This is a genomic window from Parasphingorhabdus cellanae (assembly GCF_017498565.1).
Lineage (GTDB): Bacteria > Pseudomonadota > Alphaproteobacteria > Sphingomonadales > Sphingomonadaceae > Parasphingorhabdus > Parasphingorhabdus cellanae.
Genome location: NZ_CP071794.1, coordinates 2,834,878 through 2,855,872 on the forward strand (window position 1 = coordinate 2,834,878; position 20,995 = coordinate 2,855,872).

Consider the following 20,995-nt stretch of genomic DNA (forward strand, 5'->3'; position numbering starts at 1 on the left):
ATATTATGCAAGCCTTGGCATAGAAAAGGAGTTTGCAATGGGATTGAAGCGGAAAATTTATATAGCCTTGGGCTTGGCTTCGGGACTGGCGCTTCTCCCCTTGCCAGCGGCGGCAACATTCACCGATCCGCGTTCAGCGGAAGACGATATCGTTGTTACCGGCAATAAAACGACCAAAGAGGCGATTGCGGACTTTATCCAGACAACCATCGCCACGCCAAAAGGCGGAAAGCATGAGGGACAATATGCCCGCTTTCCTCAAGCGATTTGTCCCAAAGTTGTCGGTTTGTCGGAAGAGAATGTCGAACAGGTGGAACGCCGCATGCGCGGCGTTGCGCTTGCCGCGGATATGAGGGTCGCGGCAGAGGAGTGTACCCCTAATGTCTATGTGATGGTCGTGTCCAACGGCAATGAAGCTGTATCTTTGCTGCGCAAAAAAAGGTCGCGGCTATTTGGCGGCTTGTCGCATTATGAGAAAGCACGGATTGCCGAAAGCAGCGGCCCGGCCTTTGGTTGGAAGCGTATTCAAACCGGGTCCGCCGAAACTGGTGCTCTGCAAAATTCGGATGACACGGATATTGTTCCTTCAGATGGGCCGGCAAAAACCGAGGTGCCGATCATGTATTCCAACGTCAAATCGAAGATTAAGCGGACCACAGCGAAAGCGATAACCCATAGCTTTCTATTGCTGGAAAAAGATGCGCTGGTTGATCTGACAACGGTCCAGATTGCAGATTATGCTGCGATGCGGTCCTATATCGATACCAGAAACAGTCCGGCCAGTAAGCCGCCGGCTTATTCGATATTGGCGCTGTTCGATGACGCTGATCCGGATGCCAAGCAACCGGCTTCGGTTAGCGAAATGGATCTGGTGTTGCTGAGTTCGCTCTATAATAGCCCGGCTGATGTTTCTGCTTCGATGCAGAGCGCGGCCATGTTGCATCGGTTTGAAAAAGAGCTGACCGCCAATAAAGACGACTAGCCGCTCAGGGCATCGGCCGGGCTTGCTTTCGTATAAACCGCATAGCGCCTATTGCGCTATTTTCAGATGCGGCTCACGCCGATCTTCTGGCGCAACGACCAGCAGGTTCCGGCCCCGGGTTTTGGCTTGATATAGCGCTTGATCGGCGCGGCGTAATGCCATTGCGAAGCTTTCCTGGGGGAACATAGAGGCCATACCGATGCTGGCAGTCACGGTGCCGCGCTTGCCAAGCTCGGGATGCATGATCATGCCAATTGATAGTCGGAGATGTTCCGCGACCAACCGGGCATCCTTTGCTTCCATCTTATTGAGCAGAATGACGAACTCCTCCCCGCCAATTCGGGCGATGGTGGCAAGCCCGTGGGTTAGCGTTCTTAACATGTCAGCGGTTCGCACCAGCACCTGATCGCCGGCCTCATGCCCATATTCGTCATTCACGCTTTTGAAATGATCAAGGTCAAGAATCAGTAGCGTCCGCTTTTTGTTTTTCTTGCTGCTCCAATGCGTGCTGACGTAATTGTCCAGTCCGCGACGGTTGAGTAAACCAGTCAGCGGGTCTTTGATCGACGCCAACAGATGTTTTTCGATGATCTTGTTACCCATCACCAGCATCATAACCAGACCGCAGGCGAGCCCCCAGAGGGCGCTGCTGGAATGCAACAGGGCGGCATAGGAAGAGGCATTATAGGATGTTTCGGTATAGCGCTCCCCAAGCAATCCGTAGATGATAACCGGGCGCACGAAATAGGTCGCGCTCAACCCGGCAAATGCCCAAAACCAGGCGGTTTCGAGCATATTCTTGCGATATCGCCATAATATTGGCAACGCACAAGCCAGCAACAACCCGCCGGTGCTGCTGGAAAATATCGACCGCTGGATGATATCTGGTTGTTTCAGGCTGAACCAGAGTAACAAGCTCAAGCCGACGCCGAATATGGAAAGCAAAACTGCTCGCGGAGGCCTCACTTTGTGATATTCAAAAACGCTCAACACCCAGAACGCGCTCACCATCCAAAGCGCTATTTTCGCGAGAATATCGGAAATGACGGGATCAAAGACAGACCGCCCCAAATCAAACAGAAACGAGGTGAGGCCAATAAAATACGCCAGCGCGATCCAGGCCGGTGCCTTTTGGTCGCGATCATAAGCGTAGAGCGCTGCAAAAACGATCGTAAAAACCAACAGGATTACGACCATCAAGATTCGAAAGACTAGACTTGCTTCGGCCATGCATAGAGTAACGGTCGCAGCGCCTGTCGATTAACCGGTCAGAACTATTTGTATTTTCGCGATATTTTTGGTTGAGCCGTTTGGCCTGCCATCGCCAAATCCACTAGATTCCGTCGAGATATTCAATAACAGGAGCGGCGGCCATGCAAGGCGCGAGCTTGGGCCCGCTAGCACGGAAATGATCGGATTTCCCGTGGGCGTCCAGCGCCGCCTGATCGGCATAGCGTTCCAGCACTTTATATTGCTGGGGATTATCCTTGCATTGAAAAACAGAGTAAAATTCATTCCCGGGCTCATTTTCCCGAACGGCAGCCGTCAATTCAGAAAAGGCCGCTTCAAAATCGGCATTCTTTCCTTCCGCTACGGTTAAAGTTGCCACTACGCCTACTGCTGCCATGATCCGTCCTCTTTTGTTTTGATTGGGCCAGGGCCGACATCGCTGTGCCGGCCCCGGATTGTCTCGTGTGGTTTAGAGTATTTCGAACAGTCCGGCTGCGCCTTGTCCGCCGCCAATGCACATGGTGACCACGGCATATTTCGCGCCGCGCCGCTTGCCTTCAATCAGGGCGTGACCCGTACACCGTGCGCCGGTCATACCATAGGGGTGACCGATGGAGATGGAGCCGCCATTGACGTTCAACAGCTCATCGGGAATGCCGAGTTTCTGCTGGCAATAGAGCACCTGCACCGCAAAGGCTTCATTCAGTTCCCACAGGCCGATATCATCCATTTTCAGGTCGAATTTCTCAAGCAATGTGGGGATCGCGAAAACGGGACCAATGCCCATTTCATCCGGCTTGGTGCCAGCGACCGCCATGCCGACATAACGGCCAAGCGGGTTAAGTCCTGCTTTCTCTGCGGCGCTGGCTTCCATCACAACACTGGCGGAACTGCCGTCGGAAAGCTGTGATGCGTTGCCGGCAGTGATGATCTTGTCTTCGCCAAGCACGGGTTTCAGCGACTGCAGGCCTTCCAGCGTGGTTGATGGGCGATTGCCTTCATCTTTGCTGAGTGTGATTTCGTGCATGGAAATCTCTTTGGTTTCCTTGTCCTGCACGCCCATGGTTGCGGTAACTTCGACAATCTCATCGTCAAACTTGCCCGCTTCCTGAGCAGCGGCCGTGCGCTGCTGCGATTTCAACGCATATTCGTCACATGCTTCACGGGAAATACCATAACGCTCACCAACCACTTCGGCAGTTTGCAGCATGGGCATGTAGATATCATCATGCATCGCGACCAATGCTTTGTCCGGCGCCATCCGCATTTCTGGTGTCTGCACGGTCGAGATGGAATCCTGCCCGCCACCGACGACGACGTCCATCCGGTCAATCGTGACCTGCTTGGAGGCTGTCGCAATCGCCATCAGGCCGGATGAACATTGACGGTCAAGCGTCATGCCCGGCACTTCAATCGGGAAACCGGCGCGCAGCGCTACGTTACGACCAAGATTGCCGCCCTGAGAGCCTTGTTGCAGCGCGCTGCCCCAAACCACGTCTTCCACCGTAGCGGGATCAATGCCGGCGCGTTCCACAGCTGCTTTGGCTGAATAGCTGCCAAGGGTTGGACCGGCGGTTGCGTTAAACGCCCCCTTGTAGGCGCGTCCGATGGGGGTCCGGGCGGTAGAAACGATGACTGCGTCACGCATGATATGATCCTTTATGATGAGGTTTTGAGTCGAATTTGGCGCGTATAGTCTCTTTTAATCGGCCAATTAACAAGGTTTTTCTTTGCCACTGGTCCTGACGTTACGGCAAGCTAGCTCTCTTCGATATGGACCGGAAAGCCGCCTTCGGGATAGGGCATGATCATCTTGCCATCGGGCGCTGAGGTAAAGGTTGTTTGCGTTGGATAAGCAAATTCAAGACCTTCTTCGTTGAACTTTTGCAAGATCGCGAGGCCGATGGCGTGGCGGCCCTCATAGACCGGCTCATATTCGCTGCTCATGATGTCAAAATCGACTTCGAAATTGATCGAGCTGTCCCCAAAACCGACAAAGCCGGAGCGGATAAACACAGCATCATGCTGTTCGACAATGTCCTTTAACAGCCCCGGTATTCGGCGCGCTTCATCTGGCTTCGTCTGATAGATCACGCCAATGCCAAAGCGAGTCCGGCGGCGTGCCAGGCGGGTCAGGTTGATGATTTCCTTATCGAGCAAATTGGTGTTTGAAATGATGATTTCTTCGCCGGTTATGGCGCGCAGCCTGGTGCTTTTCAGGCCGATTTTCTCGATCGTTCCAGTGGTGCTGTCATAAGTTATCGTCTCCCCGCGCTTGAACGGTTTGTCAAAGATGATCGACAGCGCCGCAAACAGATCAGAGAAAATACCCTGCGCCGCCAAACCAATGGCGATACCGCCGACGCCAAGACCGGCAATCAGTCCGGTGACATCGACGCCGAGATTGTCGAGAATCATAATCGCGGCGATGGCGAAGAGCACAAACGTCACCAACAGCCGGATGAGCGTCATCGCATTGGCCAGCGTCTCGTTTTCTTCCGGATCAGTCGATAATTTGTGTTTAAAAAAGCCGAGAATGATTTCCCGCAACCAGATCGCGACCTGAACAACCACAGCGATGGTGAACAGCACACCAACGAAATTGACGATCTTTGCCGGGGCGTTGGAGGCCACGATCACGATTTCGATCGATACCATCAGCATGAAAAGCTTGGTCGTTTTGGAGATTGCTTTGGTGAGGATAGCGCGATAGCCGATCAGACTGTCCTGATTGCGGATATAGCGCGCGGCCAGCCGCTTAATCGCGCCGAGGATGAAAAATATGCTGGTGCCGATCACGACTGCAATGATCAGTTCGACATAATGCAGCGTGACCCAATCGGTGCTCGCGTCAATGAAGCGGTCAATTGTGCCTGCGAAATCAGGAATTTCTGGGACGATGGTTGGATCTGTGGACTGGGTCATATGCTGATGCTGCTAATAAGGATGGAGCGGAAAAACAACCCGTGTGATTTGTCGCTTACGCGTCATGAAGTTTTTCGAGCGGCGATCAGAAATTCCACATTGCCTTTTGGTCCGGTGATCGGACTTTGCGAAATGCCTTCCACTATCCAGTTCTTTTCGGTCAACCAGTCTCTTACTTTTTGGCAAACCTGTTCATGGACCATCGTATCGCGCACTACGCCGCCCTTACCGACATCTTCGCGCTCGGCTTCAAATTGCGGTTTGATGAGCGCAACCATCCGCGCTTTATCCGCCGCAAATTCCATCGGTCTTTCGATCACTTTGGTTAGCGATATAAAGCTGGCGTCACACACAATCAGGTCTATCGGATCGGTTATATGTGCATCGGTCAATATGCGCGCGCTGGTCTGCTCGTGCACGATAACCCGGTCATCTTGCCGCAATTTCCAGGCGAGTTGATTGGTGCCGCTGTCCACCGCATAGACTTTGGCTGCGCCGCGGGTCAGCATGACATCGGTGAAGCCGCCGGTGCTGCTGCCCACGTCCATGGCGGTCAGGCCGGTCACGTCGATTTTAAAATGGTCCAGTGCATGGTCCAGCTTGATCCCGCCGCGTGAAACCCATGGGTGGTCCTTGCCCCTTAGATCAACCGCAGCATCGCTGGCGACCTTGTGACCCGGCTTGTCGATTTTCTGATCCGCCACCATGACGAGCCCGGCCATGACATAGGCCTGCGCCTTGGCACGGCTCTCGGCCAGTCCGCGTTCGACCAGCAATTGATCGATCCGCAACTTGACCGGTTTGACGGACTTGGTTTCTTCTTGGGGCATAGTAAAATGGGACTAGCCTAGCGCGATGCTTTTGACCATATTCATGCGCTATGAGAATCACTTTACCCTTTTTCGCCATATTGTTAGCCGCCGGTTGCTCGGCCGTGGTGCCATCACCCACGGCAGCCCCCGCACAAACTCCGGCGCCGTCTCCTGCACCGGCACCGGCATCGGCGCCTGTTTCGGCACCAACAGCCACTCCGGCACCCGCGCCTGCGCCGGTTAGCGGCGACTGGACCGATTGGCCGATCGCACAAGGCGACTGGGTTTATCGCAGGGATGAGCGCGGCTCCATCGCTCTGTTTGGCCCGCCCAATGCAGAGGCAACGTTCATGATCCGCTGTGATCAGGGGCGCAATCAGCTGTTCCTGTCGCGCGAGGGCATAGTCGCCAATAGCGGCGCGCAAATGACGCTCCGGGCCAGCTCCGGCCTGCAAAGCTACCCCGCACGCAATAGCGGTGGAGCGTTGAATTATGCCGCAGCTGTGTTGCCGGTGAACGATTACATGATGGACAGGATTGCTTTTAGTCGTGGCCGGTTTGCGGTGGAAACAACCGGATTGGCCCCGCTGGCCATTCCGATCTGGCCGGAATTCACCCGCATCGTCGAGGATTGCCGCAATTAGCCGACCGCCTGGTCACCCAATTAGGCGCAGGTAGCGCACATTTAAAAGCTGGAAGGTGAGTGGAGAGCGATCAACCGGTTCGCGGCCGAGCGAGAGATTGTGACAGCAAATAATAATAATTCAAGTCTTGATCACAGCTAGTGAATGATTCACATTCGAATCGTCGAACAAGCGGAGATTTTCAATGCAACAGTTCGTATCTTATCAACAAGCGAAAGGAGGTGGTCCGATGTCTCATGGTTCAGCACAGGGGTCGGAAAAATCCGTTCGGGGGACGTATTTGATCTAACGATCAAGTTTCCCGGCAGCGGCACTTCCAACCGCTGACCCATGTTCAGAGGCTGTTGATCCATAGCGATCGACAGCCTCTTTTCACTTTTTGGCTCTTTTCACTTTTGCGGTTCTGATGGCTCGTTTGGATCGGCCTCGGGAGGTTCAAGACCGCGTTCGGGATCAAATCCTTCTGGCTCATATCGGTCCGATGATGAATCGATATCTTCATCACCAGCAACGCAGGCTCCCAGGATAAGAGTTAAAGATGCTGCGGTTGCGAGGGCTGTTAGCTTGTGCATGATAGTTCCTTCAGCTGGTCCCGCCTGCTTTGACGGCGCTCATTCTACAGGATGCGCAACCACTGACGAACAGATTGCGGTATGTTGACCATTTCCTGGGTTTTGCTTGAGAGTTTTCAGGCAAAAATGGCCAGCCGCTGCTGACTAAGCCTGCCGACGTCGTGTGATTAGCCCACGTTGTTCTCGGACTTTTCCAAATATTCCTCACGGATCATGAAGTCCTGCACGCCAATCCGTACTTCCCGCAAAAACTGGATGAGGGCGACCGACAACAGACTCATCGCGATTATGAACGCGCCAGCGACCACGGCGGACAGGTTCAGACCCGTCAGTCCCATTACAAAGAGCAATCCGATAAGAATGCACGCGACAATTGCGCTGACGACGCTGAGATAGATTGCACTGTTTACGATTTTGATCCGTAGCTGAAGATCATGGAGTTCATCGACAATGCATTGGTGCTCATAGCCTTCGGTTTGGTTGAACAAATCCTGCAATATGCGTGATCGGTCAATAATCCGGGCCAGGCGTCCGGCAAAAAGGCTCAGCATCCCGCCGACGGCAACCAATAAAAAGGCCGGTGCCAATGCGGTTTGCAGCACTGTTATGATATCGCCCTGCGCCAAGTTCCCCAATGTCATATCGATCCCCTGTATTGGCTAGCTATACCGTATTACCAAGGTCAGCCCTGTGACCTGCGTCGCATCAAATGCTTCCAGATCAAAGCGTTCTGCATCAGCACGCGCCCGGATCAAAACCGCGTCCGGTGTGTTCTTTTCGGCATAAATAGCATCGGCTTGCCCCAACAGCCGGGCCTGTTTTATAGTCAGATCATCAGGGTCGGCGCTGTGCAGCGTGACTTCTACAACGCCCGTCTGATTGCCTGCTTCCGGATCGTTCAGCCATGCGTCGATGGCGTCAGCATCTTGATCGGCAAACGGATCCAAGGTTCCGCCTGGATTGAGCGCTGCGTCAATCGCTCGGCGGCGATCGGAACCGTCGGGCCACCGCTGTTTGATTTGGCCTCGCGCAGTAAAAAGGCCCTTGGCGAGCTGCCCCAGTCTCGCGGGCAGCATTTGTTCCAGCCGTTGTCGTATGGCTTTGGCGAGGCCAGCAGACGCACCGCCGGTTCCAATAGCGATGAGCACCGGATCGCGGTCAATAATTGCTGGCGTTGTATAATCACATAGTGCCGACCGGTCGACGGCGTTGACCAGCAGGCCGCGTGCTTTCAGCCGCTTAACTGCCGCCGCCGCTTCGTCATCATCTTCGATTGCGACGACTGCCAGCGCTGCTTGGGCCTGTTCGTCATCTGTCAGAACCGCACCCGCGCGTTCATAGAGCCGCCGTTTAGCATCCGCCATTTCGCCGCTGCCGAGTAAGATGACCTTACGGTTTTTGAGCGTCACGAAGATCGGTAGCTGGTCCATTTCTTGTGATCTCCTTTTCGCCAACGCTGTTCAGCACAAACAGAACGCGGTTATTTCAACCAGTCCGGCACATGTTCGGCGGCCATGATCGTCGCTGGTTCAATCCGCTCGGCCACCACCGCAAATTTATTACCATCAACCAGCACTTCGGGGACCAATGGCCGGCTGTTATAGGTGTTGGCCATGGTCGCGCCATAGGCACCAGCGGTCCGGAATATGCCGAAATCATCGGTTTGCACCCGGTCAACGTCGCGTTCTTTGGCAAATATATCGCTGCTCTCGCAAATTGGGCCGACAATCGATGCGGTCATGGTTTCACCGGTCGGTCGCACGGCCTCGAAATGGTGCCAAGCATCATAGATGGCAGGTCGCATCAGATCGTTCATCGCCGCGTCGACAATCACAAAATCGCTGTTCACGCCGGGTTTGATGCGGATGACCTGCGTCATCATGACGCCGCTATTGCCGGCAATGACCCGGCCGGGTTCAAACATCAGCGTGACGTCCCAGCCCTGGGTCACGCGCGCAATCATGGCGCCGTAATCCGCCGGGCTGGGAGGGCTTTCTTCGGGCTTGTAAGGCACGCCAAGACCGCCGCCGAGATCGACATGGGTGATGGTGTGACCGGCGGCACGCAGATCGCTGACCAGTTGTCCCATGCGCGTATAGCATTTCTCAAGCGGGTCTAGCTTTTGCAGCTGGCTGCCAATATGCACGGCCACACCGCGCAGGTTCAGGCCGTCCAGTTTGGACAGACGCGCAAAAATATCGGGCGCGACATCGATCGCGACGCCGAATTTATTCTCCGCCTTGCCGGTGGAAATTTTTGCATGGGTCCCGGCATCGACATCGGGATTGACGCGCAAGGTGGCCGGAGCCTGTTCTCCGCGCGCCGCCGCAATTTCGGCCAGCATCTGGCCTTCTTCCTCGGACTCGAGATTAAACTGGCCTATGCCCTTGTCGAGACCCAGCATCAGCTCAGCACTGCTTTTGCCCACGCCGGAAAAGACGATATCTTCCGCCTTCATGCCCGCTGCCAAAGCGCGCTCCAGCTCGCCGCCGGATACCACATCTGCGCCATAGCCTTGATTGGCGAGAATTTTCAGCACGGCGAGATTGGGGTTGGACTTTACCGCAAAGGCGAGATGGATTTTGCCCGCATCTTTCAGACCTTCACGGAATACGCGGGCATGACGCTCCAGCGTGGCGCGGGAATAGACATAGACCGGTGTGCCGACCTGCTCCGCAATGGCGGGCAGTGCAACGTTTTCGGCATGCAGCACGCCATCTTTAAGTTGAAAATGGTCCATCGAGCGAGGCTTTCAGAAATGGGATAATGGAGCGGGGTGCGGTTTTAGCCGGGCGGTGGCAAGTCGAATTTATCATCCTGCCGTTTCTCCGAGCGGCGAAGCAATTCATCGCTGCGTTCTGGTCGTGCCTGGGTTGATGGCGTGATTAATTCCTCGCCGGTCGGCTTTTCAGCCTCGCCGTAAACCGCATTCGGCAGCGATTGCCCTTTGGGCGGTTCCAATGTCCCGCGATTGCCGCAGGCGGACAGAATGATCAGCGCAGCCATGGCCGCAAATTTTCCGGTAATATTCATAAGCGATTCGTCTGTTCGAGTTCTGCAATTCGCTCTCTTACCTGCTCTGGCGCGGTTCCGCCATAGCTGGTGCGGCTGGCGACCGACCCTTCGACGCTTAAATCCGGCATATCATGGCCCGCAACCCGGCCATCAATGGCGGTGAGATCGGCAGGGCTGAGGTCAGCAAGACCGCATCCGCGCTCTTCGCACAGCTTGACGGCAGCGCCGGTAATATGATGCGCCTCGCGAAACGGAATATTGACGTCGCGCACCAGCCAGTCGGCGAGATCGGTCGCCGTGGAAAACCCGCTATCGGCAGCAGCCCGCATTGTTTCTGGGACAAATGTGACGCTCTGGACGATGCCAGTCATCGCTGCCAAAGAGAGGCCGAGCAGGTCATGGGCTTCAAACACCGGCGGCTTGTCATCCTGCATATCTTTGGAATAGGCCAGGGGCAGGCCCTTCATCGTCATCATCAAGCTATTGAGGCATCCAACAATCCGCCCTGCGTGACCGCGCACGAGTTCCGCTGCATCCGGATTGCGTTTTTGCGGCATGATCGAGCTGCCCGTCGACCACTCGTCCGACAGCTTTACAAAACCAAAAGGCTGCGACGCCCAGATGATAATTTCTTCCGCCAGCCGCGACAGGTGCAGCGCCGTTTGCGATGCCGCCATCAGATAATCCAGCGCGAAATCGCGATCCGATACGCTATCCATCGAATTGGCCGTAGCGGCGGCGAAATCCAGCGCTTCTGCGGTCATCTGCCGGTCATTGGGAAATCCGGTGCCAGCCAATGCGGCCGCACCCAGCGGACATTGATTCAGGCGCTCTTTGGCCGCCCAGAACCGGCTGCTATCGCGCGTGAACATCTCATAATAAGCGAGCAGGTGATGGCCCATGGTAATCGGTTGTGCGACTTGCAAATGGGTGAAGCCGGGCATGATCGTATCGGCCTGCTCCTTGGCGCGGGCGATCAATGCCTCCCGCAGATCCCAAAGGCCGTCCGATACATCGTTCATGGCATCGCGCACCCACAGGCGAAAAGACGTCGCGACTTGATCGTTGCGCGAGCGCGCTGTGTGCAAGCGGCCCGCGACAGGGCCGACAATTTCGGTCAGCCGCGCCTCAATTGTCATGTGTATATCTTCAAGGTCAAGATTTTCCGGAACGCCGTCCGCTTCATATTCCTGAGCGATTTGATTGAGACCGTCGATAATCTTCGCCGCGTCTTCCGCCGCGACAATGTCTTGTTTGGCAAGCATCTCGACATGGGCGAGCGATGCGCGGATATCCTGACGCCATAATTTCTTGTCGAACGGGATAGACGCGTTTATCTCGCGCATGATGGATGAAGGGCCGTCGGCAAACCTGCCGCCCCACATACTGTTAGAACTCTGGCTGTTGGAATCTGATATGCGATTAGTGATGCGATTTTTCCTGTTCCTGAGCCTTCCGGCAATGCTTGTCGCTTGTGGTGTGCAATCTGGCGATAAGCAATCTGAGCATGCGGAGCAAGCTATTGATGCTGCTCAGGAAGGCGAGGCCATCGAAAGCGAAAGCGGACTAGTCGGGCGTCTGGACATCTCAAAACGCGGCAGTGCGATGGTCGATACACCGTTTAAAGATCCCGACGGCAAGATCGTCAGCCTGTCAGACTTTGTCGGCAAACCAGTGCTGGTGAATATCTGGGCGACGTGGTGCGCACCATGCGTGGTGGAAATGCCGATGCTGGACGAGCTAGCGGCGCGCGAGAAAGACCGGTTGAAAGTGTTGGTCGTTTCGCAGGACATTCAGGGCGCGGAAAAAGTGGATCCGTTTTTCGCCAAGGCGGATTTCAACGAACTCGAAGCCTATACCGATCAGGAAAACGGGCTGAGCTTTGGATTCGGATCAGGTCTAATGCCGACCACCGTGCTTTATGATGCCAGCGGCAAGGAAGTGTGGCGGGTCATTGGTGCGATGGACTGGGACGGCGCAAGAGCCGCGATGTTGATGGAAGAGACGTTGTCGGAGGGGTGAGGGGAGGATTGTTATTTGACCTCAAGCGCCGGGCGCGGGAGTTTTTTATTTACCTCAGGCGCCGGGCGGGCACATCCGTGCCCTTGGCTATCGCGCCAATAAGGCACGGCGGCCGGTCGGCCTTGCCTCCGCTGCGCGTCGGTTAGGCACTACCTCTGAATGTCGCGCTGAACCGACGCGGAGCGTCGGCTAGCGCGACCGCGCGCCCGAGCTTATGCGAGGAAAGCCAAGCGGGCGGATGCCCGCGCCCGGCGCCTGAGGTTAAATAAAAAAATGGTGGGCGATGACAGGCTCGAACTGCCGACATCTTCGGTGTAAACGAAGCGCTCTACCAACTGAGCTAATCGCCCTTCCATAGGACTGTCCTACGAAGTGTTCGCGGCCATTGCCAAATCATGAGCGCTTTGGCAAGCACCTTTCCTCTCACTGTCAGATATTTTGAGAATGAGAGGCGCGTGGCGATGGCGCTTGTGCTTATTTTTGTAACAGGCTGCAAAAACCAAGCTCCTTCCGCGATTCGCAGGTTATGCCTTATTATCCACAGGTAATAATTGTTTTATACCATGCACTTAGCCAGAATAAACGAATTTTCCTTTGCTAGTGGCTGTCAATAAAATTATTTCATTTTTTTTACGCTACCGGCCTTGTCCGACTCGCTCGGACAAGCTTACTAAGAGACATCGGCTGGTGGCCACGGATTCCAAACTCCTGGCCTCTATGACATTTGAAAAAATAGCGTTGAAAACGTGTTTTCAGCATAGGTTTTTCTGTGCCTTGCGGCTCCTTTGGCTGGGAACTGACTAACAAGGTTAAGTTTTTTGCTGGTCGGTGAGCGGCCCCGCAATGATGCGGGTGGAGACAAGTCGGGGGATGTTAGTGGTAGAGCGTATAGAAAGATCAGGCACGAATCTGTCCATTGAGGCAAAAACCGACGGGGCAGGAGCAACTAGCGTGGAAATTCGTAATTCGGAAGCACAGGATGATGTTGCTGCTCAGCTTGCTGATGCGTGGCAGACTATCTGTTCCGGTTTGCGCCGCGACCTGGGTGCCCAAATTTATGGTCAATGGATTAAACCGATCAAACTTGCGCGCTTCGATTCGGACAATGGTGATTTGCAGCTTGTGCTGCCTTCCGAATTTGCTGCCAACTGGGTGCGCGAACGCTATGCCGAGCGCTTGACCCTCGCCTGGAAAGGCCATTTTTCCGACGTAAAAAATATCAGCTTTGCTGCCAAAGCGGGTGCTGCTCGGATCGCCCAGGTCAAAAAAGGCAATGGCGCTGCCATTGATCAGGGGATCACGGCGCCGCAGACCGGAAAATTTCAGCTCGACCTCGATCCTCGCATGACATTTGAGGAATTTATTGCCGGGCATAGCAATATACTGGCGCAAAACGCTGCACAGCGGATGGCTGCTGCGGAAAAACCGCTATTCAACCCGCTCTACCTGCAATCCTCGACCGGACAGGGCAAAACCCATCTCATGCACGCCATCGGCCATGCTTACCGCGCTGAATGCCCCGCCGCGCGGGTTATTTATATGTCTGCCGAACGGTTCATGATCGAATTTGTTTCCGCCATGCGCCGCAACGAGGCGATGGAATTCAAGGCAGCACTGCGCGAAGCGGATCTGTTGATGATCGACGATATTCAATTTATCGTCGGCAAAAATTCAACCCAGGAAGAATTTCTCCACACGGTTGATTCTCTGATCAGCCGCGGCAAGCGTGTTGTTGTTGCCGCCGACCGCCCGCCACAGGCGCTCGATGGTGTGGATCAGCGGCTCTTGTCGCGCCTGTCTATGGGACTGGTCGCGGACATTCAATCCGCTGGCCTGGAACTACGCCGCGACATTTTGCATCACCGGCTGGCGAGCATGCCGCATCAGCAAGTTTCCGAAGATGTCGTCGAGTTTCTTGCCCGCACGATCAGCCGCAACCTGCGTGAACTGGAAGGCGGCCTCAACAAGCTGCTCGCTTATGCCCAGTTGACCGGACGCGCGATTACCAAGGAACTGGCAGAGGAACAATTGTCGGACATATTGAGCGCATGCCGCCGCCGGATCACGATTGATGAGATCCAGCGGACTGTGTGTGAATATTACCGGCTTGATCGCAATGAAATGTCATCAAAACGCCGCGCGCGTGCCGTAGCCCGCCCGCGTCAGGTCGCCATGTATCTCGCCAAGGTGATGACGCCGCGCAGCTATCCTGAAATCGGCCGCAAATTTGGTGGCCGGGATCACAGCACGGTTATCCACGCGGTCAAACTGGTCGAGCAATTGCGCGGCGAGGATACCGAAATGGATAATGATGTCCGGATGCTGCTCCGCCAACTTGAGAGCTAAGGCCGCCCCAAATGAAAAGATGACATTAAAAAACGCCACCCCGGCCAATGCTGGGATGGCGTATTTTTTTACGGTTATCTCGGTGTAGCTGCTATTTTTTTTCCGGCGCTATTGAGATGCGGATTCTTTCGCCGCTGCTGCCAGGAAAGTCAGTGAACATGGCTTCGACCAGGTTCGGCACAAGATAGGTCAGGTTTTTGGACCGGGACATGGCCTCTGCTTTGCCTTCAAATAACCGTTCGCCGTCGACTTTCCGGTCAATTCTCAGATCGAGCTCCGAAGTATAAACGGTGAAACTGCGAACGCCGCCATAGCCGGAAAAGCCGTGGCCGCCGAACAGGAACGGATCATAATAGCCTAACCGATAGTGATGGCGGCCATAGAAACCGCGATGGCCACGAAAGCCGCGGTATCCGGTCGCAAAAAACGGATCATAGTCTGCCACCACCTTTTCGCGGCCATTGTCGACATCATAGTCCAAGCTGACAATGAGCTGCGCGGCTGCCGGATCGTCGCTGGGCTGATAGCCAAGGTCAGCCATGCGTTGTTCGACGAGCGCCGCATATTGGCCAAATTCCAATCCACCAGAAAGCTCGGGATCACCCGCTACCACCGCAAAACTTTGTCCCTGCGCGGGCGGCAAGGCTTCAAACCTTTGAACATCAGCCCGAAAAGGGCTGGCACATGCTCCCAGCGCCAGAAAGGCGACGGGCGCAAAAATTGTCAATTTCATATGCTTTGAATTCTTAAATCGAGACGCTGTCATCGTCATTCCTTCAACTTGCCCGCCATCCATATATCACACTAAGACTATCATGCTGAACCACCATTGAACGACAATATAATGCAACTCATCGCCGTTTTCCATATGTTGAGGGGTCAATTCGTGCCGGATAGTGACTCTGTGTACAGAGGATCGAGGTTCCAAATATCAAACTTTATAAGGATATATAGCGCACCTACTATCTGCGATCATGGCAACATAGCAAAGCGATATCGTCAGGCTGGACATGATGACCAAGCTGCCGCGTATTTCGACCTTAAAATCCTGAGAAACATCAAGTTACATCTTGATACGAATAGTCAAGACAGCTTAGATGATGCTAGACGTAGGATACCGGCCCTCTCCATCAATTGTTTCAGAAAAGCAGCATATTACCATGGATCAAAATATTCAGAAGGACATTTGGGGCGGTCAGATTTTATTGGTCTCTGACGATACCGAGCTGCGTGCGCTCTATGTCCATGCGATTGAACTGCTTGGCGGACGCTGCACCGCATTGCCTATCAGCTTCAATAGTGATGATATAGGTGAACAGATAAATGTTGCGACCATCGTGGTGCAGATTACCGAATGGGATGGCGTTCAGCGCGAGGCGCTGGGCAGAGTTGAGCGGTTTTGTGAAGCCTCTCGTCTGCCGATGCTGATACGCACTGATCTCAATCTGCTGGATATGATTTTGGCAGAAGTAGAATATCCGCATGTTGAGCATCTGCTGAGCGACAGCGTGGCGGAGCTTTTTGTATCACTGGAACATCGCACGGAACGCCCAATCAGCAGCTTGTTTGCAGACCGGGACGAAATAGATCTGGTCGATCTCAAGAAAATTTCTGCTGACGTCGAACGTATTGCAAGGGCCTTGGTAAAATTGTCCGGGACGAAGCCAGCTGCTGGTGAAAGGCGTCTGATCAATAGCCCGTTTCTTGAGCCGGAGGCGCAAACAAAAGTCGCGGATTCTCCGATTGGTTTCAAAGCGGGAGCATCAGGCGATTTGCAGGGAGCAGATAGCGACCGTGCGCCGGAACATCGGCCTACCACAGTACTCGATAACATATCTGCCGATGAAGTACGGGGACTGATTCGGGCAAGGCGGCTGCGCGATCAGTATTTCGACGGGGAGCTTTTTGCCGATCCGGCATGGGACATGTTGCTCGACTTGATGGCTGCTCAACTTGAAGGAACAAAAGTCGCGGTTTCCAGCCTTTGTATTGCGGCATCCGTCCCGCCGACTACGGCGCTGCGCTGGATCAAAACCATGACCGAGGAAGGTGTTTTTGAGCGAAAGGCCGATGAAAGAGACGGCCGCCGGATATTTATAGAATTAAGTGAGGAAGCCACCGCGGGAATGGTTGGACTTTTGACCATGATTCGCCGTGAGGGGCTCATACTGATCTGATTCAGGCAAAAGAAAACCCGCCAGTCGCCGGGCGGGTGATTCTTTCGTGATAGCTTATCCGGGCTGTGCCAGAAAAACTTATCCCAGCGCAGCGAGACGCTTTGTCAGGCGGCTGAATTTGCGCGATGCCGTGTTTTTGTGGAACACACCGCGGGCCACGCCGCGGGCCAATTCTGGCTGGACAGCAGCAAGAGCAGTGGTTGCAGCGGCTTTATCGCCTGCTTCCAAAGCCGCTTCAACGGACTTAATTTTCGTGCGAATCTGGCTCACGCGGTTCTTGTTAATGACCGTGCGGCGCTCGTTGCGACGGATACGTTTCTTTGCTTGCGGCGTATTAGCCATGAAATTTCCTCAAAAAACTGAAATGCTGAAGTGCCATATATCGCTATTGCGACCTTGGCTCAAGTCGGCGGTCATTAGCTCTCTTGGTGATTCCCGTCAATAGCTTAGTCAAACAAGCCGCAAGCTCTTTCAGCTCTGGCATTTTCGGCAGTAAAAGGTGGAACGCCCACTATCGATTTTGCGCAGTACCGGAGCTCCGCAGGCGCAATCCTCGCCCTCGCGGCCATAGACCAGCCATTCTTTCGAAAAATAGCCTAATTCACCGTCTGGCTGGACGAAATCGCGCAAGGATGAACCACCCGCCGCTATTGCAGATTCGAGCACATGTTTGATCGCAGTGACCAGCTTGTCGTAACGCGGCTTTGAAATACCACCTCCCATCCGGCTGGGCGAAATACCGGCCATATGCAGCGCTTCGCAAACGTAGATATTGCCAAGACCAGCGACATTGCGCTGATCGAGCAGCAATTGTTTGATCGGAGCCTTGCGATCCTTTGTTACCGCTTTCAGATAGGCGCCGTTAAACGCATCGCTTAATGGCTCTGGTCCCATGGCTGCGAAAGGTCCAAATATGTCCACTTCGTCGGCCCGGACCAAATCAAGCGAGCCGAAACGGCGCGGATCATTCAGCACGAGCCGTCGGTTTTCTTCAGTTTCCAGCACAAGATGATCATGTTTTTCAAGTTCTACGGGGTCAATCCGCCAGCGGCCCGACATGCCAAGGTGGAAGATCATGATATCGCCGCGATCGGTTTCAATCAGGCCATATTTGGCGCGCCGCGACAACCCGGTAACTCGTGCGCCAGTCATTCTTTGGCGAAGGTCAGACGGGATCGGACGGCGTAGATCAGCGCGCCGCGGCTCGACCAGGGTCAGTTTGTTGCCCTCCAATACAGGTCGCAAACCTGCAACCGTTGTTTCCACTTCTGGTAGTTCTGGCATCATGCCCCTTAGATTATCAAAGCTATTGCTCTATCCAGCAGCTACAGGGTGATTGCAGTGCTGCCAAGCGTCGTCTAAAGCTGTGTTCGAAAATTGACTCTGGACAGATTCTGCCAATCCGATTCTTGGGGTCCGATACCAAAGACGTGAGCAACCATTTTATGATCGAAACCAAGACAGTCTCCTTCGGCTATGAAGAGGTGGATGAAGATGAAAAGGTTGGCCGTGTCGGTCAGGTCTTCTCCAACGTCGCGAGCAAATATGATGTGATGAACGATGCGATGAGCGCTGGTACACATCGGCTCTGGAAAGATCGTTTTGCGCGCCGGGTCAAGCCGCGCGAAGGGGAAGAGATACTCGATATGGCGGGCGGCACGGGTGACATCGCCTTTCGTATGGTCGATAGCGGTGCGAATATTACGGTTGCCGATATCAACCCCGACATGCTGTCCGAGGGGCTGGACCGCGCCATTAAAAAAGGCGAAGGCCGGTTGGTTTGGAGCGAACAAAATGCCGAGGACCTAAATTTCCCAGATGCCCATTTTGATGCCTACACCATTGTCTTTGGCATCCGGAATGTGACCCATATTGAACAAGCGCTAGCCGAAGCGCATCGGGTCCTGCGTTATGGCGGGCGGTTTTACTGCATGGAATTTTCCAAGACGCTGTGGCCTGGCTTTGACAAGGTTTATGATTTTTACTCGCATCGAGTACTGCCCAAAATTGGCAAGGCGGTTGCAAATGATGAAGACAGCTATCGCTATCTGGCCGAGTCCATTGACCGCTTTCCGCCAATGGAGACATTTCGCGCTATGATTGAAAATGCCGGTTTTTCTCAGACCAAGGTCGAACCAATGATGGGGGGTCTCGTTGCCATCCATAGCGGTTGGAAAGTCTGAGCATTTCCATAGCATGACATCATCCAGAACCCATATCTTTCGCTTGCTCAAATGGGGCCGCACGCTCGCCAAACATGGTGCCTTGCGCGATATCGAGAAGCACAAGACGACCCCGCCGCCGGTGCGCCGCCTGTTTCGCTTGGCCCGACTGGGTACGATCCAGCCAAAGACACCCAATTATTCTGCCGCGCTGCAGGCAATCGGTCCGGCTGCGATCAAACTGGGCCAGACACTGGCGACAAGGCCAGATATAATTGGTGAAGAAGCCGCACGCGACCTCCTGCAGCTGCAGGACAATCTGCCACCCGTGTCTTTCGATAGCATAAAAGATGAAATTGAGGGGAGCCTCGGTAAGCCGGTTGATGCGCTTTACAGTCATATTGACCCGGAGCCAGTTGGCGCTGCGTCGATTGCGCAGGTCCACCGTGCGACCACGATTGACGGTAAAGACGTTGCGGTCAAAGTTCTACGCCCTGGCATCATCAAAAAATTCACCGCTGATATCGAAACCTATGAATGGGCGGCAGCTCATCTCGAAGCTATGGGCGGCGAAGCGAAGCGGCTGCGGCCGCAATTGGTCATAGCCAATTTCCGGCGGTGGACCATGCGCGAGCTCGACTTGCGCCGGGAAGCGGCATCGTCTTCCGAGCTTGCCGAACATATGGCCAATGTCGAGCAATTTGAAGTGCCGGCCATTGACTGGGACCGAACATCCGGCCGCGTGCTGACGCTTGATTGGGTGGATGGCATCAAGATTTCGCGCCGCGATGATCTGATCGCCGCGGGCCATGATTTGAATGATATCGCCAATCGACTGGTCCACACGTTCCTGAAGCAAGCGATTGAGGCAGGCTATTTTCACGCCGACATGCATCAGGGCAATTTGTTCGTGAAAGCCGATGGCACGATTGTCGCGATCGACTTTGGCATCATGGGGCGGATCAACAAGAAAGCCCGTTTCTGGCTAGCCGAAATTCTCTATGGCCTGACGACCGGTAATTATAAGCGCGTAGCGGAAATTCACTTCGAAGCACAATATGTGCCCGATCATCATAGCATGGAGGAATTTGCGACGGCCTTGCGCGCCGTTGGTGAACCCATGCGCGGTAAGCCGGTGAGTGAGCTGTCGGTCGGTGACATGCTCGACGGCCTGTTTGCGATTACCCGTGATTTCGACATGGAGACCCAGCCGCATCTGCTGCTGCTCCAGAAAACGATGGTAATGGTCGAAGGCATCGCGACTGATCTTAATCCCGGTATAAACATGTGGGACGCCAGCGGCCCCTATGTAAAAAACTGGATCCGCGGCGAACTCGGGCCTGAAGCCGCGATTGCCGACCGGATTAATTCCGATATGGACACGCTTTTGATGCTGCCCGACATCGTCAGGCGGCTGGACCAACAACTTCCGAGGCAAGGCGGCGCTCCGCCACCACCGCCCGTGGCCGATGTGGATTTGCTTTGGGAACGCCGTAAAGCGGGAAATGGCGGCGGATTTTGGCGTTATGCGCTAACAGCTGTTATAGCAGCATCGGCTGGCGCAGGTGCGCTATGGATGTTGGGATAGTGGATTGTGGGGACAGAAGAATGATCTTGCGATTGATGATGCTATTGGCTGCGGTTTCTATGGTCATTAACCCGGCCAGGGCGCAGGACGAGCAATTCCTCTTGGAAAAATTCGAAGGCACTTGGCTTGCAACGGGCAATAGTTTTTACGAAAAAGCGCAATCCAAGATGATCTGGTCCAAGACGCTGGGTGACCGATTTTATCGCATCGATTACAGCTTTTCCACCAGGGGCAACCCCGAGGAGGGATTTTCCGGGATTGGTCATTACCGAGTGGCGGATAAACCCGACGTTACCGGCTATTGGGCGGATAATAGCGGCGACCTTCATCCTTTGAACGGCAAGGTAAGAGCTGATCGCCTGAGAACAATCTGGGGCGAAGCCGGAAGCAAACAGGGGCTAACGGAATATCTTTTGTTGCCCGATGGAGCACTGCAAGTGACCGACTGGCTTTTGACCGACGACGGATGGCGGGAGTTTAACAAAACAACGTTCCAGAAACAATCTGCCGGTCAGTGACT

Annotated in this window: 22 protein-coding genes and 1 tRNA gene; 8 read left to right on the forward strand and 15 right to left on the reverse strand. The window is 54.4% G+C overall.

Annotation, left to right across the window (positions count from 1 at the left end):
- Positions 1-37 precede the first annotated feature (37 nt).
- Positions 38-982 (forward strand): hypothetical protein, encoded by a 945-nt coding sequence (locus J4G78_RS13640; protein WP_207987077.1) that lies wholly within the window; start codon positions 38-40, stop codon positions 980-982.
- A 48-nt stretch (positions 983-1,030) separates the two neighbouring features.
- Here the strand turns inward: J4G78_RS13640 and J4G78_RS13645 are convergent, their stop codons facing one another.
- The 5 genes from J4G78_RS13645 to J4G78_RS13665 form a co-directional block, all read right to left on the reverse strand.
- Positions 1,031-2,212, reverse strand: a complete 1,182-nt coding sequence (locus J4G78_RS13645; protein WP_207987078.1) for a GGDEF domain-containing protein — start codon at positions 2,210-2,212, stop codon at positions 1,031-1,033.
- A 103-nt stretch (positions 2,213-2,315) separates the two neighbouring features.
- Entirely contained in the window at positions 2,316-2,609 is a 294-nt protein-coding gene (locus J4G78_RS13650) for a putative quinol monooxygenase (RefSeq protein WP_207987079.1), read from the reverse strand.
- Between the two features lie 72 nt (positions 2,610-2,681).
- Positions 2,682-3,860 carry an acetyl-CoA C-acyltransferase gene (locus J4G78_RS13655; RefSeq protein ID WP_207987080.1) on the reverse strand — a complete coding sequence of 393 codons (1,179 nt, stop codon included), beginning with the start codon at positions 3,858-3,860 and terminating at the stop codon, positions 2,682-2,684.
- A 110-nt stretch (positions 3,861-3,970) separates the two neighbouring features.
- Positions 3,971-5,137 (reverse strand): mechanosensitive ion channel family protein, encoded by a 1,167-nt coding sequence (locus J4G78_RS13660; RefSeq protein WP_207987081.1) that lies wholly within the window; start codon positions 5,135-5,137, stop codon positions 3,971-3,973.
- Between the two features lie 62 nt (positions 5,138-5,199).
- On the reverse strand, positions 5,200-5,967 hold the full coding sequence (locus J4G78_RS13665; protein ID WP_207987082.1) for a TlyA family RNA methyltransferase: 768 nt from the start codon (positions 5,965-5,967) through the stop codon (positions 5,200-5,202).
- Between the two features lie 50 nt (positions 5,968-6,017).
- Between J4G78_RS13665 and J4G78_RS13670 the strand changes: the two genes are divergently transcribed.
- Positions 6,018-6,593: a hypothetical protein gene (locus J4G78_RS13670; RefSeq protein ID WP_207987083.1), complete on the forward strand. Its 576-nt coding sequence runs from the start codon at positions 6,018-6,020 to the stop codon at positions 6,591-6,593.
- A gap of 389 nt (positions 6,594-6,982) precedes the next feature.
- Here the strand turns inward: J4G78_RS13670 and J4G78_RS13675 are convergent, their stop codons facing one another.
- The 6 genes from J4G78_RS13675 to argH form a co-directional block, all read right to left on the reverse strand.
- The gene (locus J4G78_RS13675) at positions 6,983-7,165 is read right to left on the reverse strand and encodes a hypothetical protein (RefSeq protein ID WP_207987084.1); all 183 of its coding nucleotides are present in this window, start codon (positions 7,163-7,165) and stop codon (positions 6,983-6,985) included.
- Between the two features lie 167 nt (positions 7,166-7,332).
- Positions 7,333-7,806 carry a DUF2721 domain-containing protein gene (locus J4G78_RS13680; protein ID WP_207987085.1) on the reverse strand — a complete coding sequence of 158 codons (474 nt, stop codon included), beginning with the start codon at positions 7,804-7,806 and terminating at the stop codon, positions 7,333-7,335.
- 18 nt (positions 7,807-7,824) lie between these two features.
- Positions 7,825-8,595, reverse strand: coding sequence for a precorrin-2 dehydrogenase/sirohydrochlorin ferrochelatase family protein (locus J4G78_RS13685; protein WP_207987086.1), 771 nt, complete (start codon positions 8,593-8,595; stop codon positions 7,825-7,827).
- Between the two features lie 50 nt (positions 8,596-8,645).
- The gene (lysA, locus tag J4G78_RS13690) at positions 8,646-9,905 is read right to left on the reverse strand and encodes a diaminopimelate decarboxylase (protein WP_207987087.1); all 1,260 of its coding nucleotides are present in this window, start codon (positions 9,903-9,905) and stop codon (positions 8,646-8,648) included.
- A gap of 44 nt (positions 9,906-9,949) precedes the next feature.
- Positions 9,950-10,198, reverse strand: a complete 249-nt coding sequence (locus tag J4G78_RS13695) for a hypothetical protein (RefSeq protein WP_207987088.1) — start codon at positions 10,196-10,198, stop codon at positions 9,950-9,952.
- Positions 10,195-11,565 carry an argininosuccinate lyase gene (gene argH / locus J4G78_RS13700; protein ID WP_207987089.1) on the reverse strand — a complete coding sequence of 457 codons (1,371 nt, stop codon included), beginning with the start codon at positions 11,563-11,565 and terminating at the stop codon, positions 10,195-10,197. The genes J4G78_RS13695 and argH overlap by 4 nt, the downstream gene beginning before the upstream one ends.
- A gap of 31 nt (positions 11,566-11,596) precedes the next feature.
- Between argH and J4G78_RS13705 the strand changes: the two genes are divergently transcribed.
- Positions 11,597-12,202 (forward strand): TlpA family protein disulfide reductase, encoded by a 606-nt coding sequence (locus tag J4G78_RS13705; RefSeq protein ID WP_207987090.1) that lies wholly within the window; start codon positions 11,597-11,599, stop codon positions 12,200-12,202.
- Positions 12,203-12,476: 274 nt separating this feature from the next.
- Here J4G78_RS13705 and J4G78_RS13710 read toward each other — a convergent pair.
- Positions 12,477-12,552 (reverse strand) — tRNA-Val (locus tag J4G78_RS13710).
- Positions 12,553-13,072: 520 nt separating this feature from the next.
- Between J4G78_RS13710 and dnaA the strand changes: the two genes are divergently transcribed.
- Positions 13,073-14,548: a chromosomal replication initiator protein DnaA gene (dnaA, locus tag J4G78_RS13715; protein WP_207987091.1), complete on the forward strand. Its 1,476-nt coding sequence runs from the start codon at positions 13,073-13,075 to the stop codon at positions 14,546-14,548.
- Positions 14,549-14,639: 91 nt separating this feature from the next.
- Here the strand turns inward: dnaA and J4G78_RS13720 are convergent, their stop codons facing one another.
- Entirely contained in the window at positions 14,640-15,281 is a 642-nt protein-coding gene (locus J4G78_RS13720; protein WP_207987092.1) for a DUF4136 domain-containing protein, read from the reverse strand.
- 427 nt (positions 15,282-15,708) lie between these two features.
- Between J4G78_RS13720 and J4G78_RS18200 the strand changes: the two genes are divergently transcribed.
- Positions 15,709-16,725 (forward strand): winged helix DNA-binding protein, encoded by a 1,017-nt coding sequence (locus J4G78_RS18200; protein WP_243457099.1) that lies wholly within the window; start codon positions 15,709-15,711, stop codon positions 16,723-16,725.
- A 78-nt stretch (positions 16,726-16,803) separates the two neighbouring features.
- Here J4G78_RS18200 and rpsT read toward each other — a convergent pair whose 3' ends face one another.
- Positions 16,804-17,067: a 30S ribosomal protein S20 gene (gene rpsT / locus J4G78_RS13730; protein ID WP_207987093.1), complete on the reverse strand. Its 264-nt coding sequence runs from the start codon at positions 17,065-17,067 to the stop codon at positions 16,804-16,806.
- A gap of 129 nt (positions 17,068-17,196) precedes the next feature.
- Positions 17,197-18,009, reverse strand: coding sequence for a bifunctional DNA-formamidopyrimidine glycosylase/DNA-(apurinic or apyrimidinic site) lyase (gene mutM, locus J4G78_RS13735; protein WP_207987094.1), 813 nt, complete (start codon positions 18,007-18,009; stop codon positions 17,197-17,199).
- 161 nt (positions 18,010-18,170) lie between these two features.
- Between mutM and J4G78_RS13740 the strand changes: the two genes are divergently transcribed.
- Genes J4G78_RS13740 through J4G78_RS13750 form a run of 3 tightly spaced genes read left to right on the forward strand, consistent with a single transcriptional unit; the run spans position 18,171 to position 20,993 of the window.
- Positions 18,171-18,908 carry a class I SAM-dependent methyltransferase gene (locus J4G78_RS13740; RefSeq protein WP_207987095.1) on the forward strand — a complete coding sequence of 246 codons (738 nt, stop codon included), beginning with the start codon at positions 18,171-18,173 and terminating at the stop codon, positions 18,906-18,908.
- 13 nt (positions 18,909-18,921) lie between these two features.
- Positions 18,922-20,475, forward strand: a complete 1,554-nt coding sequence (ubiB, locus tag J4G78_RS13745) for a 2-polyprenylphenol 6-hydroxylase (RefSeq protein ID WP_207987096.1) — start codon at positions 18,922-18,924, stop codon at positions 20,473-20,475.
- 20 nt (positions 20,476-20,495) lie between these two features.
- Entirely contained in the window at positions 20,496-20,993 is a 498-nt protein-coding gene (locus tag J4G78_RS13750) for a hypothetical protein (protein ID WP_207987097.1), read from the forward strand.
- The last annotated feature ends 2 nt before the right edge of the window (positions 20,994-20,995 follow it).

Bases quoted from the DNA above. Each gene is read 5' to 3' on its own strand.
- J4G78_RS13665 (WP_207987082.1), bottom strand. From the start codon at position 5,967: ATGCCCCAAGAAGAAACCAAGTCCGTCAAACCGGTCAAGTTGCGGATC.
- J4G78_RS13650 (WP_207987079.1), bottom strand. From the start codon at position 2,609: ATGGCAGCAGTAGGCGTAGTGGCAACTTTAACCGTAGCGGAAGGAAAG.
- J4G78_RS13750 (WP_207987097.1), top strand. From the start codon at position 20,496: ATGATCTTGCGATTGATGATGCTATTGGCTGCGGTTTCTATGGTCATT.
- rpsT (WP_207987093.1), bottom strand. From the start codon at position 17,067: ATGGCTAATACGCCGCAAGCAAAGAAACGTATCCGTCGCAACGAGCGC.
- J4G78_RS13670 (WP_207987083.1), top strand. From the start codon at position 6,018: ATGAGAATCACTTTACCCTTTTTCGCCATATTGTTAGCCGCCGGTTGC.
- J4G78_RS13675 (WP_207987084.1), bottom strand. From the start codon at position 7,165: ATGCACAAGCTAACAGCCCTCGCAACCGCAGCATCTTTAACTCTTATC.
- mutM (WP_207987094.1), bottom strand. From the start codon at position 18,009: ATGCCAGAACTACCAGAAGTGGAAACAACGGTTGCAGGTTTGCGACCT.
- lysA (WP_207987087.1), bottom strand. From the start codon at position 9,905: ATGGACCATTTTCAACTTAAAGATGGCGTGCTGCATGCCGAAAACGTT.
- J4G78_RS13655 (WP_207987080.1), bottom strand. From the start codon at position 3,860: ATGCGTGACGCAGTCATCGTTTCTACCGCCCGGACCCCCATCGGACGC.
- J4G78_RS18200 (WP_243457099.1), top strand. From the start codon at position 15,709: ATGGATCAAAATATTCAGAAGGACATTTGGGGCGGTCAGATTTTATTG.
- dnaA (WP_207987091.1), top strand. From the start codon at position 13,073: ATGTTAGTGGTAGAGCGTATAGAAAGATCAGGCACGAATCTGTCCATT.
- J4G78_RS13680 (WP_207987085.1), bottom strand. From the start codon at position 7,806: ATGACATTGGGGAACTTGGCGCAGGGCGATATCATAACAGTGCTGCAA.
- J4G78_RS13695 (WP_207987088.1), bottom strand. From the start codon at position 10,198: ATGAATATTACCGGAAAATTTGCGGCCATGGCTGCGCTGATCATTCTG.
- ubiB (WP_207987096.1), top strand. From the start codon at position 18,922: ATGACATCATCCAGAACCCATATCTTTCGCTTGCTCAAATGGGGCCGC.
- J4G78_RS13640 (WP_207987077.1), top strand. From the start codon at position 38: ATGGGATTGAAGCGGAAAATTTATATAGCCTTGGGCTTGGCTTCGGGA.
- J4G78_RS13705 (WP_207987090.1), top strand. From the start codon at position 11,597: ATGCGATTAGTGATGCGATTTTTCCTGTTCCTGAGCCTTCCGGCAATG.
- J4G78_RS13685 (WP_207987086.1), bottom strand. From the start codon at position 8,595: ATGGACCAGCTACCGATCTTCGTGACGCTCAAAAACCGTAAGGTCATC.
- J4G78_RS13720 (WP_207987092.1), bottom strand. From the start codon at position 15,281: ATGAAATTGACAATTTTTGCGCCCGTCGCCTTTCTGGCGCTGGGAGCA.
- argH (WP_207987089.1), bottom strand. From the start codon at position 11,565: ATGTGGGGCGGCAGGTTTGCCGACGGCCCTTCATCCATCATGCGCGAG.
- J4G78_RS13660 (WP_207987081.1), bottom strand. From the start codon at position 5,137: ATGACCCAGTCCACAGATCCAACCATCGTCCCAGAAATTCCTGATTTC.
- J4G78_RS13740 (WP_207987095.1), top strand. From the start codon at position 18,171: ATGATCGAAACCAAGACAGTCTCCTTCGGCTATGAAGAGGTGGATGAA.
- J4G78_RS13645 (WP_207987078.1), bottom strand. From the start codon at position 2,212: ATGGCCGAAGCAAGTCTAGTCTTTCGAATCTTGATGGTCGTAATCCTG.